Genomic DNA, 14,411 nt, shown 5'->3' on the forward strand with positions numbered 1-14,411 from the left:
CCCTCATCCGGCGCTGCGCGTCACCTTCTCTCCCATGAAGGGGGGCAATGTCCCGACGGGAGAAGGAAGTCTGATGTCACACCGCACTGCGCTTGCGCTCGTTTGTCCTGCAATGCTGCGGCGCGTTGGTCGGTTAGGCTTGCGCGATCTACCTGGGAGGGTGCGCGGTGAAGCGAGCGATGACGTGGTCGGTGGTGGGGATGTTAGGGATGGGGCTGGGCACAGTGATGAGCGCGAGTGCAGCAGCGACGGCTGTTGCATCCGCAGCGACGCCAACAGCGGTAGATCAGATCTCGCCAGCGGTGAGCAGCACTGGTGCACTGCGCATCTACACCAGTTCTCAAGGCGCCACGCAGCAGATGCGCGTCAGCACGGCTGCTGCTCCTGCCAACGGGCATCCGCTGACCGAAAAAGAAAACTCCATCTTCGTCAATCCGCAACGGCAATTTCAGGAACTGTTGGGCATCGGCGGCGCGATCACCGATTCCAGCGCAGAGACCTTTGCCAAGCTGCCCAAGCGTGCGCAACGTGCGCTGCTCACGGCGTACTACGATCCGCAGCAGGGCATTGGCTACACGCTGGCGCGTACCACCATCCATAGCTCGGATTTCAGCAGCGGCAGCTACACCTACATCAAGGAGGGCGATGCGGCGCTGAAGAGTTTTTCGGTCAAGCACGATGCCAAGTACCGCATCCCGATGTTGCGCCAGGCGATTGCGGCGGCCGGCGGCAAGCTCACCACGTTTGCCAGCCCATGGAGCGCGCCTGCCTTCATGAAAGACAGCAACAACATGCTCAAGGGCGGCAAGCTATTGCCCGAGTACGCGCAGGCCTGGGCAAGCTACTACACGCGGTTTATCGCGGCATACGAAAAAGCGGGCATCCCCATCTGGGGCATCAGCCTGCAGAACGAGCCGATGGCGGTGCAGACCTGGGAGTCCATGCTGTTTTCGGCCGAGGAAGAGCGCGACTTCTTGAAGCATCATCTTGGGCCCACCATGGCCAGCGCCGGCTACGGCGAGCGCAAGATCATCGTGTGGGACCACAACCGCGACATGATGGTGCACCGCGCGCATGTGATCTTCGATGACCCGGAGGCGGCAAAATATGCATGGGGCATGGGCTTCCATTGGTATGAAACCTGGGCCGGATTCGAGCCGATGGTGGAGAACGTGGCGGCAGTGGCGCAGGCGTACCCGGACAAGCACTTGCTGTTGACCGAAGCGGCGGTGGAAAAGTTCGACCCGGCCAAATTGCAGTATTGGCCCAATGGCGAACGCTACGGCACGGCCATCATCAACGACCTCAATCATGGCGCAGTGGGCTGGACGGACTGGAACATTCTGCTCGACCAGCATGGTGGGCCGAACCACGTGGGCAATTACTGCTTTGCGCCGGTGCATGCCGATACGCGCACGGGCGCGGTGATCTATACGCCGAGCTATTGGTATATCGGCCACTTTTCCAAATTCATCCGGCCGGGCGCACGGCGGGTCAGCTCAGCCAGCAGCCGTAGCAATCTGGCGACCACGGCGTTCCTCAACACCGATGGCAGCCTGGCCATGGTGGTCATGAATGCCGGCGACGTTGCGATTGCTTACAACCTGTATGTGGGCGAGGCATCCAGTACGTTGGAGATTCCGGCGCATGCGATCCAGACCGTGGTATTGGCGCAGTAAGCGACCTGCCGCAATTGGTCGAGCTGCGATCTGGCGCAGCCGCATCCGTCTAGCGTGCTCCTTCTGCCGAGTGGAGAAGGAGTTTGCTGCGATAACAACCTCATGAAGGCGACAGGTGCTGCGCTGCGCTTATTCGCCATCCACGGCTAGCGCTGCGTGGATCAGCGCGAGGTGGCTCAAGCCTTGCGGTACGTTGCCCAGGGCGGCGCGCGTGCTCGTGTCCAGCATCTCGGGCATCAGTGCGACATCGTTGCCCAACTGCTCCAGCAACTGCTCGAACAAGCGCCTGGCTTCGGCACGCTCGCCGAGCAGGCCATAGGCTTCCACCAGCCAGAACGAGCAGGCAATAAATGCCCCTTCGCGTTGTTGCATGCCACTGTAGCGGTGCAGCAAGGCATCGCTGCCGAGTTCTGAGGCAATGGCATCGCGGGTGGCGATCATGCGCTCGCGGCGCGGCCCGCCCAACCCAAAGCGCGAGGCCAACAGCAGGCTCGCGTCCAGGTCGTCGGTGCCCGCGTAGAAAGTATAAGCCTGCTTGGTGTCGGACCAGCAGTGCACATCGATCCACGCGAGAATGCGCGCCTGTTCGCGCTCCCAGCGTGGCAGCATCGCGGTGGAGAGATGGCCGGCCTTGGCCAGCTCGCTGGCGCGGCGCAGCGCCAGCCAGCATTCCACTTTGGACATGGTGTAATGCTCGGCGGCTTCCAGTTCCCAGAAGCCGGCGTCCTTGCGCATCCAGGTGTTTGCGCATTCGTTGCCGAGCTCGAACAACTGGCGTGCGGTTTCCTGGTCCAGGATGTGGCCGGCATCGAGAAAGCGCGCGGCCATTTCGAAGATGTCGCCGTACAGGCACAGCTGCAGCTGGTTGTTGGCGGTGTTGCCGACGCGCACCGGACGCGTATTGCGATAGCCGGGAAGGTCGATCACGCGCTCGTCGGGCACCAACGCGCCCTCCAGGGTGTAGCAGGGGCGCACGCCTGGCCGATGCTGGCGGATGGTGCGCATCAACCAGCTAAACGCAGCCTTGGCATCGGCCAATGCGCCTACGCGCAGGAAGGCCTTGGTGGTGTAGGCGGCATCGCGGACCCAGGCATAGCGATAATCCCAATTGCCATTTGCGCCAATCTGCTCCGGCAATGACGTGGTGACCGCGGCGGCAATGGCGCCCGTCGGCGAAAACCATAGAAATTTGAGCGCCAGCGCAGAGCGCACGACCGCATCGTGGTAACCATTGGCGTAAGACAGGTTGCCGCTCCATTCGCGCCACTCCTGGTCGCTGCGCTCGATGCGCCCACCGATGTCTTCCAGCGCGGGCACCGGTAGCGCATCTTCTTCGGCGGCCAGCAACGCGACCACCTGTGTGTCGCCTGCGCCGATCGCCAGCGTGGCGTGCACGCCGCGGTCGTCGCACTGCAACAGCTGCGCTGCATCCTTGTCGTAGCGCAGCATGGTCATGAGCGGGCCGACGTGATGCACACGGCCGTTCGGCGTCTCGCTTTGCCAGGGTGTGGCTTCGCCGGCACGGGTGCCGGGCCGGTAGATCAGGTCGAAGACCACGCTGCCTTCGATGCCTTCGATGCGTCGCGCAAGTTCCGACCACGGCAGCCGGCCGGCTTCGCCGCTGTTGAGCGACTCGGTCAGACGTGCGCTGCCGGTTGCGGTGGCGAAGGTCGTTTCGAGAATATTGCTGCCGTCGCGGTATCGGCGTTGTACATGCTGCAGCTGTTGCGGCGTGAGGGTGAAATAGCCGCCTTCGCCTGCATCCAATAGACGATCGAACAACGGCGGCGAGTCCATTTTCGGCACGCACCACCAGTCGATGCTGCCGTCCGCACCGCATAACGCCACCGTGCGCCCGTCGCCGATCGCCGCATACGCAGCAATCGGCAAGGTGCCGGTGGCATCGCGTTGGAAGTCGGCGCCGGTGCGACTCAAGACAGCAGCAGGCCGCCGGTGGCACCGAACACTTCGCCAGTGACGTAGCTCGATTCCTGCGATGCCAGAATCACGTAAAGCGGCGCCATTTCTACCGGCTGGCCGGCGCGCTTGAGCGGCGTTTCAGAGCCGAAATCGGGAATCTTCTCCGGCGGCTGACCACCGCTGGGCTGCAGCGGCGTCCATACCGGGCCGGGCGCGACTGCGTTGACGCGGATCCCCTTCTCGGCGATCTGCTGCGCCAGCCCCTTGGTGAAGTTGACGATGGCCGCCTTCGTGGAGGCGTAGTCGAGCAGTGTAGGCGAGGGCTGATACGACTGGATCGAACCGGTGTTGATGATCGATGCGCCCGGCGGCAGATGCGGGATGGCGGCCTTGCACAACCAGAACATCGCATAGACGTTGGTCTTGTAGGTGGCGTCGAACTGCTCGGTGGTGATGTCTGCGATGTCTTTCACGGCGGTCTGTTTGCCTGCGATATTGACCAGCACGTCCAGGCCGCCAAGCTCCTTCACTGCACGGTCCACCAGTTCGGTGCAAAACGCCTCGTTCTTGAGGTCGCCCGGAACGCTGATGGCTTTGCGCCCTTCTGCCTGGATCAGTTGCACCACTTCCGCGGCGTCCTGCTTTTCTTCCGGCAGGTAATTGAGCACGATGTCCGCGCCTTCGCGCGCGAACGCGATGGCGGTGGCGCGGCCGATGCCTGAATCTGCACCAGTGATCAACGCCTTGCGGCCCTGTAAGCGACCGAAGCCCTTGTAGCTCTGTTCGCAATGGTCGGCTTTGGGTTGCAGCTCATGAACAGTGCCCGGTGCTTCTTGGGTCTGTTCCGGAAACTGCGGCTGCGGAAATTGAGTCAAGGGGTTTTGCATCTCATACTGATTCTTGGTGCTGGACATGCACGCTCTCCTGCATTGGGGGATGGACAGGCACGCAATAACGCGTACCAATGACGGCTAGTGTGGAAACCGACACGATGCGCACGGGTGAACGAATGTTGTGCATCATGTGAATGCGCTTATGCCGCAGTCCTGTATTGCATTGGTCGACAGCAGCAGGCTCTGCCATAAGCCAAGCGTCTGTCATATGATGTGAGGTACGCACCAAATCTGGCGCGGGGGATCGCCGAGCAACGGCGAATAAATCAGGGGATAGAGATGTTGAAGATGCTTGCGGCCTGTGCGGTCGCTTTGGCGTTGTGCGGCTGTGTGAGTCAGAAACTCGTAAAAGCAGATCTGGCAGATCTGGAACACCGCAAGGCAAGCAAGATCACCGTGACCCGGCACGAGATGCCCGCGTTTGTCGCCACCACCGCTACAAAGGTCACGTTTGGATTGATTGGGGCACTTGCTGCTGTCAGCGCAGGTAACGCGATCGTGCGCGATAACCAGGTCGAAGATCCCGCAGACCATATTGCTTCTCATCTTGCACAGACGCTTTCGACGCAGCTCGCGATACCCGTCGAGCAGGGACGTGTTATTAAGCCAACATCGAGTGCTGCTGAAATGTCCAAGATGTTTCCGGATGGCGGTCTTGTGCTTGATGTACAGACAACCAATTGGAGTTCTATCTACTTTCCAACCGACTGGAATAACTATCGCGTGATTTATGTCGCGAAGTTGCAGCTGATTGATACTGCAAAGAAATCCAAGGTTGCCGAGGGTCTTTGCGTCCGTGTGCCGGAATACACTGCAGATGCGCCTAGCTACAAGCAGTTACTGGCGAATCAGGCTGCCGATTTGAAGATGCGCTTGCGTCGTTCCGCCGATGGGTGCATCCAAGAATTCAGCGACAAGGTGTTAGGTGTCAGGACAGGGACTTTGACGGAAAAGGCCCAGTTGCCGATCCCCGGTTCAGTTGCCAGGACAGCAGATGCTGCACCTGTACCCGGAGCAGCGACGGCCTACGCGCTTGCAGACGAAAGCGCTGTTTCGATCAAGCCAGCGGAGACTGCGGTGGCTCCGCCATCCTCTTCGCAAGCTCCTGTGTCGTCGCCAGCAAGCGGCAGCCAATGGATTGATGGATGGAACAAGCGGCGCTCCGGTAAGACCGGAACTCCATCAGGAAAGGCTGAGCAATAGCTTCAATGAAGGGCTGCGAATGCAGCCCTTCCTTTTGTTATCGCTGCGCCGACATCGAATACGGCCGCTGCGCTGGGTCGGTCGCCCACTGCTGATTCGGTGTCGCCTGCATACGGAAACGCAGTTCGCCGCCGGCCAGGATTTGTTCGTGGGTCACGTAAGCGCGGGTCAACGGTTTGCCGTTGAGCGTGGCGCTGCCCACGTAGCTGCGTGCATCGCTCAAGCCCTCGGCAATCACCGCAAAACGCTTGCCATTGGGCAGGTTGAGCGTGGCGCGTGGCAGGAAGGGGCGGCCGATGATGTACTGGTTGCTGCCAGGCGCCACCGGGTAGAAGCCCAGCGCGGTGAACACATACCACGCCGACATCTGGCCGAGGTCGTCGTTGCCGGCCAGGCCTTCGGGGCCGGCGTGATACTGGCTGCGCATGATTTGGGTCAGGCGTGCCTGCGTGCGCCACGGTTGGCCGGCATACGCGTACAGATAGGCAACGTGGTGGCTGGGTTCGTTGCCGTGCGCGTACCAGCCGATCAGGCCGGTGATGTCTTCCATATGCTCGAAGACCTTCGGGTCCACCTTGGCATCGAACACCGCATCCAGCCGGGCAAGCAATGTGTCCTCGCCGCCATGCGCGGCGGCCAGTCCGGCCACGTCCTGCGGCACGTACCAGGAGTATTGCCACGCATTGCCTTCGGTGTAGTCGCTGCCGTAGCCGCTGGCAGATGGGTCGAACGGCTCGCGGAAGTTGCCGGCGCGGGTGCGCGCGCGCATGTAGCCGGTGGCCGGGTCGAAGGCGTGCTTCCAGTTGCCGGCGCGCTTGGTGAACTCGGCGGCAATCTCGGCCTTGCCGAGCCTGTCGGCCATGCGCGCGATGGTCCAGTCGTCGAAGGCATATTCCAGCGTCTTGGATGCGGCTTCGCCTTCTTCGTCGATGGGCACGTAGCCCAGCTCGCGGTATTGCGCAATGCCATCGTAAGGGCCGTAGTTGGCGCTGGCGACCATGGCCTGCAAGGCTTCCTCTGCATCGAAGCCGCCGATGCCTTTCATGTACGCGTCGGCAATCACCGGGACGGCGTGGTAGCCGATCATGCACCAGGTTTCCAGGCCGTGGAATGCCCATATCGGCAGGATGCCGTAGGCGCTTTCGCGACGCGAGGCGAGCAGCGAATTGACCACATCGCTGCTGCGTTGCGCCGGCTGCACCAGGGTGAGCAGCGGATGCAAGGCGCGGTAGGTGTCCCACAGCGAGAAGGTGGAATAGTTGGTCCAGCCAGTTGCTTGATGCACCGCATTGTCTGGCCCGCGGTAGCGGCCGTCGCTGTCCATGAACAGCGTTGGCCCCAGCAGGGTGTGATACAGCGCAGTGTAGAGCTGGGTGCGTTGTTGCGTGGTGCCTTGTGCATCGATCGCCGACAGCGCCTGCGTCCATTGCGCGCGTGCATCGGCGCGGACGCGATCGAAATCGAAGCCAGGCACTTCGGCATCGAGGTTGGCGATGGCACCGGCCTCGCTGACCGGCGAGAGCGCCACCTTCACCACCAGCGGTGTGCCGTCGTTGGCGACATCGAACACACCGACCAGTTGCCGGCCTTCGATCTGCGCGCGCTGCGCAGGATTCTTCTCGCCCGGCGGTGGAAAGCCCTTGTACGGGATGTCCTGTTCGGTGTCATGGAGTTGGGTGGCAGTGAGCGGGCGCGAGAAACGCATGGCGAAATACAACTGCCGGCCGGGCGCCCAACCGCGTGTTTCGCGAAAGCCGGTCACCGTGCCATCGCTGCGCACACGCAGCCGCGACCACTGCACCTTGCCAGGGTAGTCGTACAGGCTGGTGCGCAGGTCGACCAGCACATGCGCCGGCGTGCCTTTCGGGAACCGATAGCGATGCACGCCCACACGCGCGCTGGCAGTGAGTTCGGCGCGGATATTGCGGTCGTTCAAGGTCACGGCGTAATAGCCGGGCTGCGCCTGTTCGCTGGTGTGGTCGAACTGCGCGGTATAGCCGCTGCCCGGCTTGCTGGCATCCCCGCGTTCGAGTTTGATGTCGCCAGCTTGCGGCATCAGCAGGATGTCGCCCAGATCCGAATGCCCGGAACCGGAAAAATGCGTGTGCGAGAACCCGACGATGGTGGTGTCGCTATGCCGGTAGCCGGCCGCCCAGCCATAGGCGTCCTTGCGCGGCTTGATTTGCGTATCCGGGCTCAGCTGCACCATGCCGAACGGCACCGTGGCACCAGGATAGGTGTGGCCTTCGCCACCGGTGCCAATGAACGGGTCGACTGCGTCGAAGGCAATTGCAGGCGTGCGCGGCGCAGCGTTGCCGAAAACTGCGATGACGGCGGCAAGCGCTGCCAGCCAACGAGCCCGACGTGGGGCGATCAAGCGAGACGGCATGCAGAGTGCTCCAGGCGGATGCAGCGCCGGACCGTAGCACAGCCGCGTGGGCCTGCCACACCTGAGGATGTGCGATGGCCATCGCCGTCATGGTTGGGTTCGCTGAGCAGACGCGTCGTGATCTAGGTGTGGCCCATCGGCATGCACAGTGGCGCGCACGCTCGCCGCTGTCGTGTCGCATTGAGGCCGGTCTGCTTCCCACCTTGCCGCAGCGTCTGGAAATCTCTGGCAAGAGCGCGCAACTGTCGCCACCGCAATCGCGGATCTCAGCGACTCACCTGCGTCGTAAAGCCAGCACCGCCAAGCCCGTCACTGCTGCAGCGGCCGCACCGATCAACACCTTGTCGCGTGTAGAACGTGCGCGCAACCTGGGGCGCCGCCGGTAGCCACCGTCGATGCCGCCGGCAATGCCGCCGGCAATGCTGGGTGCTGCGAACACATTGCCGGTGGAACGCGCCACCCGGGGTGCCTGCGCAAAATAACGGTCGAAGAAGCGGTACATGGCGCGTGCCAGGGCCTGCGGCGCCAGCGCATGGCCTAGACGCATCGCATGGACGGCAGTGCCCAACACCACCGTGTTGCGTGGCCGGTCCAGCAGGCGCACGACAGCTGCCGCGACGGTGCGGGTGTCCAGCATCAGCGGTGGCCCGCTGATGCGGCGGCCCACGTAATTGGCACCATGGCGCAGGCCCGGCGTATCCACGAAGTACGGGTACATGTCGCACACGTGGATGTGCGGGTAGTCGCTCAACTCGGCGCGCAACGCTTCGGAAAAGCCGCGTTGCCCGAATTTGCTGGCGCCGTACGCCGCCGCAAATGGCGTGGATGCAAAGCCGCCCGACGAGATCATGTTGACGAAGATGCCGTGGCCTTGTTCGACGAAGATGGGGATCACCGCATGGGCGTCGTGCATGCGACCGAGCAGGTTGGCGTGGATCACGGCCGCGCTCGCTTCCATCGGTACCTCATGGAATTTGCCGACTGCGCCCACCCCGACATTGCCAAACCACAGGTCGATGCGCCCCAGAAAACTCTGCGCGCTGGTCGCCAGTGCCTCGACCTGTTCGGCATGTTTGACGTCGGTGGGCACCACCAAGACCTCGGCACCTCGCGCACGGCAGCGTTCGGCAACCGCATCGAGGGCGTCTTCGCCGCGTGCGGCCAGCACCAGGCGCGCGCCTTGTTCGGCGAATGCTTCTGCAGTGGCTTGGCCGATGCCGCTGGACGCGCCGGAAATCACCACGTGGGCAGGAGGGGTGCGATGCATGGGATGTCTCCACAAGAACGAGCAGGCATGCTTGATCGCCGTGCGTGAACACGGTGCGGCGCTTTGCGTACCGCAGCGTGAAGCTGAACTGGTCGGGCTGGCGCCATGCGTGATGACAGCGTGGCGCTGAAATCGGCTGCAGGCGCCCGCATATCGGGCTGATGGATTTGTTCAACGCTCCTATCGCACCGCTGCAGGTGCTGCACGACCAGCAAGGCGGCGTGCGCTATTGGCCGCACCTGCTGCCGCCTGCACTGGCGCAGGAGGCGTTCGACGCATTGCGCGATGGCGCCGATTGGCGCAGCCAGCGCCGCGAAATGTACGACCGTGTGGTGGACGTGCCGCGCCTGCTGGCCTCGTATCGGTTGGATGATGCATTGCCTGCGGGGTTGCCGCTGCAGCGCTTGCTCGATGCGGTGCAGGCGGTGCTCCCGGCGCCGTACAACGCAGTGGGCTTGAACCTGTACCGCGATGGGCGCGACAGCGTGGCAATGCATCACGACGCGCTACACACGCTGGTGGCACCGCACCCCATCGCGCTGCTGTCGCTGGGTACACCGCGCCGGATGCAACTGCGCGCCAAGGACGGCAGCACGCGGGCAGTTGCGCTGGAGCTGGCACCAGGGAGCCTGCTGGCGATGAGCCACGCCTCGCAACACACGCACGTGCACGGTATTGCCAAGAGCACGCGCGCGGTGGGCGAGCGCATCAGTGTGGTGTTTCGCGTGCGCCCGGCCCAGCGCATGGCGGCCGGGCAGCATGGCCCACATTGGGAGCCCGTGCAGTCGTAAGGCACATGCTTGGGCTCGATGGAGCGGACAGCGCACAAAACGCCCGTGCAGTTGCCGGACGCGCACGGGCGTTGCTCCGTGCGAGATGCGCTACACCTACCTTCGTTTGCCATGTACGGTTGCCCCCGGCCTGACGACTGCCCGCTCCGTTATTCGCGTGCTGGATGTCCTCACGCTGAGCGCGTGCGGTCTTCAAAGCAGCTGGGTACGTCTGACCGGCAGCAGCGTTCGCTCGCGTACGCCTGCCTGGCGTCTGCGCGCTGTCGTGGCCATCAGTGACCATTTCGGGTGATTGCCATTGCCGTCACCACTGCCCATGCTTGCATGTGATCCCCTAGCTGCGTCGTCCCTCCATGTCTTTGGACCAGACCCGTCACCATCAGATGTTTCCCGAGCTGGACGCGGGCCAGTTGTCGATCACCCGGCGCTTCGCCAGCGGGCCGGCGCAACGGTTCGGCGCGGGCGATACCGTATTTGAGGTCGGCGATGCCCATGCGCCGGTGTGGGTGGTGCTGGAGGGCGCCATCGAAGTGGTGCGCCGCGATGGATTGGGCAACGAAAAGCCGATCACCCGGCACACGCCCGGCCAGTTCACCGGCGAGGTGAGTCAGCTGGCCGGACGCGCGTCGTTGGCGGCTGGACGTGCCGGGCCGGACGGCTGCCTGGCGCTGCCATTCGATACCGCGCATCTGCGCGCGCTGATGATCAGTTCGGCCGAAGTGGGCGAAGTGGTGATGCGTGCATTGATCCTGCGCCGCGTCGGGCTGATCGAGGGCGATGCGTCGGGTTCGGTGCTGATCGGCGAGCCGGACGACCCGCATCTGACCCGGTTGCAGGGCTTTTTGACCCGCAACGGCTACCCCAACACGGTGATGGATGTCTCCGACGACGAAGGCCGCGCGTTGGTGCAGCGCCTGGGCATCCAGGAGCACGAGCTACCGGTGATGGTATGCCCGAGCGGGCGCGTGCTGCGCCAGCCCAGCGATGCCGAAGCCGCGCATTGCCTGGGCATGACGCCGGACATCGACCCGGACAAACGCTACGACGTGGCGATCGTGGGCGCCGGCCCCGCCGGCCTGGCGACGGCGGTGTATGCCGCATCCGAAGGCTTGTCGGTGCTGGTGCTGGACCAGCGCGCCATCGGCGGGCAGGCCGGTGCCTCGGCGCGTATCGAAAATTATCTCGGCTTTCCCACCGGCATTTCCGGGCAGGCGCTGGCCGGGCGCGCGTACAACCAGGCACTGAAATTCGGCGCGGAACTGGCGATTCCGATCGAAGCGGCCATGCTGGAATGCGGCCGCGACGATGGCGCGCTGAAGCTGGATCTTGCCGATGGCAAACAGTTGCTGGCCAGCACAGTGGTGATCGCGTCGGGTGCGCGTTACCGGCGCCCGGAGATCGAGGGCCTGGATCGCTTCGAAGGCTACGGTGTGTCCTACTGGGCCTCGCCGGTGGAAGCGCGCCTGTGCGAAGGCGGCGTGGTGGCGCTGGTGGGCGGCGGCAATTCTGCAGGGCAGGCGGTGGCGTTCCTGGCGCCGCGGGTCAAGGAGCTGCACCTGATCATTCGCGGCGACGGGTTGGAGAGCTCGATGTCGCAATATCTCATCGAACGTATCGCCGCGTTGCCGAACGTGCAGCTGCACACCGGCACCGAAGTGGCCGCGCTGGAAGGCGACCCCGAGCGCGGCTTGCAGGCCGCGGTGTTGCGCACCCGCAAGGACGGTGCAACCGCGCGCGTGGAGTTGCGGCACCTGTTCCTGTTCGTCGGCGCAGACCCCAACACCGGTTGGCTGCAGGACTGCGTGGACACCGACAAGCGCGGCTTTGTCATGACCGGCACCGCGCGTGGCGACGGCGTACCGGCGTGCCTGCCGCTGGAAACCAATCGCCCTGGCGTGTTCGCCATCGGCGATGTGCGTGCGGGCTCGGTCAAGCGCGTGGCCGCTGCAGTGGGCGAGGGCGCCGCCGTGGTCGCGCAGATCCATCAGTACCTCGCCCATCAGGCCAACCCGGTGCCGGTCTCCGAACTTGCCAGCGCCACCCAGGAGTCCACCAGCGCATGAGCCAACGCTGCCGCCATACCGATCAAATCCATGCGGTCACGCCCAGTGCGCGTGGCTGCGAAGAATGTCTGGCCATCGACAGCGAATGGGTGCATCTGCGCCTGTGCCGCAGTTGCGGCCATGTGGGGTGTTGCGACGACTCGCCCAACCGCCACGCCACCGCGCATCACCATGCCACCGGCCATCCCATCATCGAAGGCTACGACCCGCCCGAAGGCTGGGGCTGGTGCTATGTGGACGAAGTAGAAGTGGAGCTGCCGGATCAGACGCCGCAGCTGGGCCCGATTCCGCGGTATGCGTGAGCGGCGCTGGTGCGCCGCTGGGAATCGGGAATCGGGATTCGTAAGAGCGCATTCGGTGCGCTTTGTTTTTCCGTGAAGCCGCAGTAGGTGGTGATTGTTCGCTGATGTTCCCTCCAGAAGTGACTCAATGCCACTTCATCGGTACGCGCGCGCGCACTCACTCCGGCCAATGCACCTTCGGTAGTTCACCGATCTGCGGTCTGGCGAATAGATAACCTTGCTGCAGGTGGATGCCCAGGTCGCGCAGGGCGCGGTATTGATCGGGTTGTTCGATGCCTTCGGCAATGACGGCGATGCCGAGCTCTTCGCACATGCGCGTCACGTGGCGCACGATGGCCTGGCGGCTGCGGTCGGTGTCGATACCGCGGACCAGGGCGATGTCCAGCTTGAGCAGATCCGGCTGGAACTCGGCCAGCAGGCCGAGCCCGGCGTAGCCGGCGCCGAAGTCGTCGATGGCGGTTTTCATGCCGCGCGCCTGATAGGTGCGCAGGATGCCGAGCAGGTGCGCCGGGTCGGTAAGATGTTCCTGCTCGCTGACTTCAAAGATGATGGCGTTGAGCGGCCAGCCGTATTGCGCCGTGGCCGACAGCGTGGCGCGCAGGCAATGCTCGGGGTTATAGACGGCGTTGGGCATGAAGTTGATCGACAGCAGCGCCGGCAAGGCGATCTGCGCGGCGCATTCGATGGCCTTGATGCGGCAGGCCTGGTCGAATGCATAGCGATTGCGCTCATCCACTGCGGCCAGGATGCTGCCGGCCGACTCGCCGTCGATGCCGCGCACCAAAGCCTCGCCTGCGTAGATGCTGCGAGTGGACACGTCCACGATCGGCTGGAAGGCCATGGTGATCGCGGTGGGGAAGTCCTGGCCGTCGCGGCAGGCGTTGCAGACAGGAAGCGTGGTCATGGCGTTAGATCATCGAACGGCGTAGGTGCAGCCTAGACCTATCGGCCGCAATCGCGCAGTATTTAGCCTGAATCGCTCATGGCAGCGTCCTCACCTGTCGGCAGTCGGGCTCGGCGATACTAGGCGCATCGCTCGCATCGGATGCCCCATGACCGCTCTCACCGAACGCTACGCCCTGGCCGTGGACTACGCGCGCATCGCTCACGCCGGCCAGGTGCGCAAGGGCACGCAGGTCCCCTACCTGAGTCATTTGCTGGGCGTCTCGACGCTGGTGCTGGAATGCGGCGGCGATGAGGAGCAGGCCATCGCCGGCCTGCTGCACGATGTGGTGGAAGACTGCGGTGGCGGGCACGAGGCCTCGATCCGTGCGCAGTTCGGCGATGCGGTGGCCGATATCGTGATGGCTTGCACCGATGCCACTGCCGAAGACAAGGCCGAGGTGGACAACAACCAGCGCGCACGCAAACGCGATTGGCGCGAGCGCAAGCAGGCCTATCTTGCGCACCTGCGCAAGACGCCCGAGCGCGCGCTGCTGGTGTCCGGCTGCGACAAGCTCTATAACGCGCGCAGCATCGTGCAGGACCTGGAAAATCCTGCCGTCGGTCAGGACATCTTCAATGTGTTCACTGCCGGGCGCGAAGGCACCCTGTGGTATTACGCCGCGCTGGAAGAGGTCTTCCGTACGCGCAATGCTGCCACTGCGCGCCTGTTCAGTGGCATGGTGATGCGCATGCATGCGCTGGCCGCCACCGGTGAGCAGGTGGCGCCTGCGCATGCGCTGGGCTAAGCGCCGCTGAGGGACGGCGTACGCCGGGCAGGCGGGCGCTGGCTGCGCGCGGCAGCGCCCGGTACCGTGCGAAGAGGTGGTTGCTTCGCACTGTTCGCCCCCATCTGACGACTGCCTCTCACGCGTGGTCGCCCCGCCATAGCATCTGCAGCGCCTGGCAGGTCAGGTGTTGCCTGCGCCCGGTCACCATCGCTGACACCGGCTGCATGTCGC

At 63.9% G+C, this 14,411-nt stretch carries 12 protein-coding genes; 7 read left to right on the forward strand and 5 right to left on the reverse strand.

The genetic code is table 11. The features are described 5' to 3' along the window. Positions 1-200: 200 nt before the first annotated feature. Entirely contained in the window at positions 201-1,679 is a 1,479-nt protein-coding gene (locus EO156_RS09165; RefSeq protein WP_026006895.1) for a glycoside hydrolase family 30 protein, read from the forward strand. A gap of 129 nt (positions 1,680-1,808) precedes the next feature. Here EO156_RS09165 and EO156_RS09170 read toward each other — a convergent pair whose 3' ends face one another. Together EO156_RS09170 and EO156_RS09175 are read right to left on the reverse strand one after the other, a co-directional pair. Beyond that, positions 1,809-3,614: a glycoside hydrolase family 15 protein gene (locus EO156_RS09170; protein WP_016849376.1), complete on the reverse strand. Its 1,806-nt coding sequence runs from the start codon at positions 3,612-3,614 to the stop codon at positions 1,809-1,811. After that, positions 3,611-4,513 (reverse strand): SDR family oxidoreductase, encoded by a 903-nt coding sequence (locus EO156_RS09175; RefSeq protein ID WP_016849377.1) that lies wholly within the window; start codon positions 4,511-4,513, stop codon positions 3,611-3,613. Before EO156_RS09175 ends, EO156_RS09170 begins: the two co-directional genes overlap by 4 nt. A 258-nt stretch (positions 4,514-4,771) precedes the next feature. On the opposite strand from EO156_RS09175, the gene EO156_RS09180 reads away from it, so the two are divergent. Further along, positions 4,772-5,695, forward strand: coding sequence for a hypothetical protein (locus EO156_RS09180; protein WP_016849378.1), 924 nt, complete (start codon positions 4,772-4,774; stop codon positions 5,693-5,695). 37 nt (positions 5,696-5,732) lie between these two features. Here the strand turns inward: EO156_RS09180 and EO156_RS09185 are convergent, their stop codons facing one another. Continuing rightward, positions 5,733-8,084 (reverse strand): GH92 family glycosyl hydrolase, encoded by a 2,352-nt coding sequence (locus tag EO156_RS09185; protein WP_016849379.1) that lies wholly within the window; start codon positions 8,082-8,084, stop codon positions 5,733-5,735. 274 nt (positions 8,085-8,358) lie between these two features. Further along, the gene (locus EO156_RS09190; protein ID WP_016849380.1) at positions 8,359-9,351 is read right to left on the reverse strand and encodes an SDR family oxidoreductase; all 993 of its coding nucleotides are present in this window, start codon (positions 9,349-9,351) and stop codon (positions 8,359-8,361) included. On the opposite strand from EO156_RS09190, the gene EO156_RS09195 reads away from it, so the two are divergent. The 4 genes from EO156_RS09195 (at position 9,299) to EO156_RS09215 (ending at position 12,507) form a co-directional block, all read left to right on the forward strand. Continuing rightward, complete coding sequence (locus tag EO156_RS09195) at positions 9,299-9,481, forward strand: hypothetical protein (RefSeq protein ID WP_026006896.1); 183 nt, start codon at positions 9,299-9,301, stop codon at positions 9,479-9,481. The genes EO156_RS09190 and EO156_RS09195 overlap by 53 nt on opposite strands. Positions 9,482-9,512: 31 nt before the next feature. Continuing rightward, complete coding sequence (locus EO156_RS09200) at positions 9,513-10,142, forward strand: alpha-ketoglutarate-dependent dioxygenase AlkB (RefSeq protein ID WP_016849381.1); 630 nt, start codon at positions 9,513-9,515, stop codon at positions 10,140-10,142. Between the two features lie 353 nt (positions 10,143-10,495). After that, a complete protein-coding gene (locus EO156_RS09210) occupies positions 10,496-12,205 on the forward strand; it encodes an FAD-dependent oxidoreductase (protein WP_016849382.1) in 1,710 nt (569 codons plus the stop codon). Then, the gene (locus tag EO156_RS09215; protein WP_005920568.1) at positions 12,202-12,507 is read left to right on the forward strand and encodes a UBP-type zinc finger domain-containing protein; all 306 of its coding nucleotides are present in this window, start codon (positions 12,202-12,204) and stop codon (positions 12,505-12,507) included. Before EO156_RS09210 ends, EO156_RS09215 begins: the two co-directional genes overlap by 4 nt. Before the next feature lie 157 nt (positions 12,508-12,664). Here EO156_RS09215 and EO156_RS09220 read toward each other — a convergent pair whose 3' ends face one another. Continuing rightward, the gene (locus EO156_RS09220; protein WP_003490090.1) at positions 12,665-13,411 is read right to left on the reverse strand and encodes an EAL domain-containing protein; all 747 of its coding nucleotides are present in this window, start codon (positions 13,409-13,411) and stop codon (positions 12,665-12,667) included. A 148-nt stretch (positions 13,412-13,559) separates the two neighbouring features. Between EO156_RS09220 and EO156_RS09225 the strand changes: the two genes are divergently transcribed. Further along, positions 13,560-14,198 carry an HD domain-containing protein gene (locus tag EO156_RS09225; protein ID WP_003490089.1) on the forward strand — a complete coding sequence of 213 codons (639 nt, stop codon included), beginning with the start codon at positions 13,560-13,562 and terminating at the stop codon, positions 14,196-14,198. The last annotated feature ends 213 nt before the right edge of the window (positions 14,199-14,411 follow it).

Origin of the sequence: Xanthomonas sp. DAR33341, assembly GCF_003992815.1 — a bacterium.
In the GTDB taxonomy this organism is placed as follows: domain Bacteria; phylum Pseudomonadota; class Gammaproteobacteria; order Xanthomonadales; family Xanthomonadaceae; genus Xanthomonas; species Xanthomonas cissicola.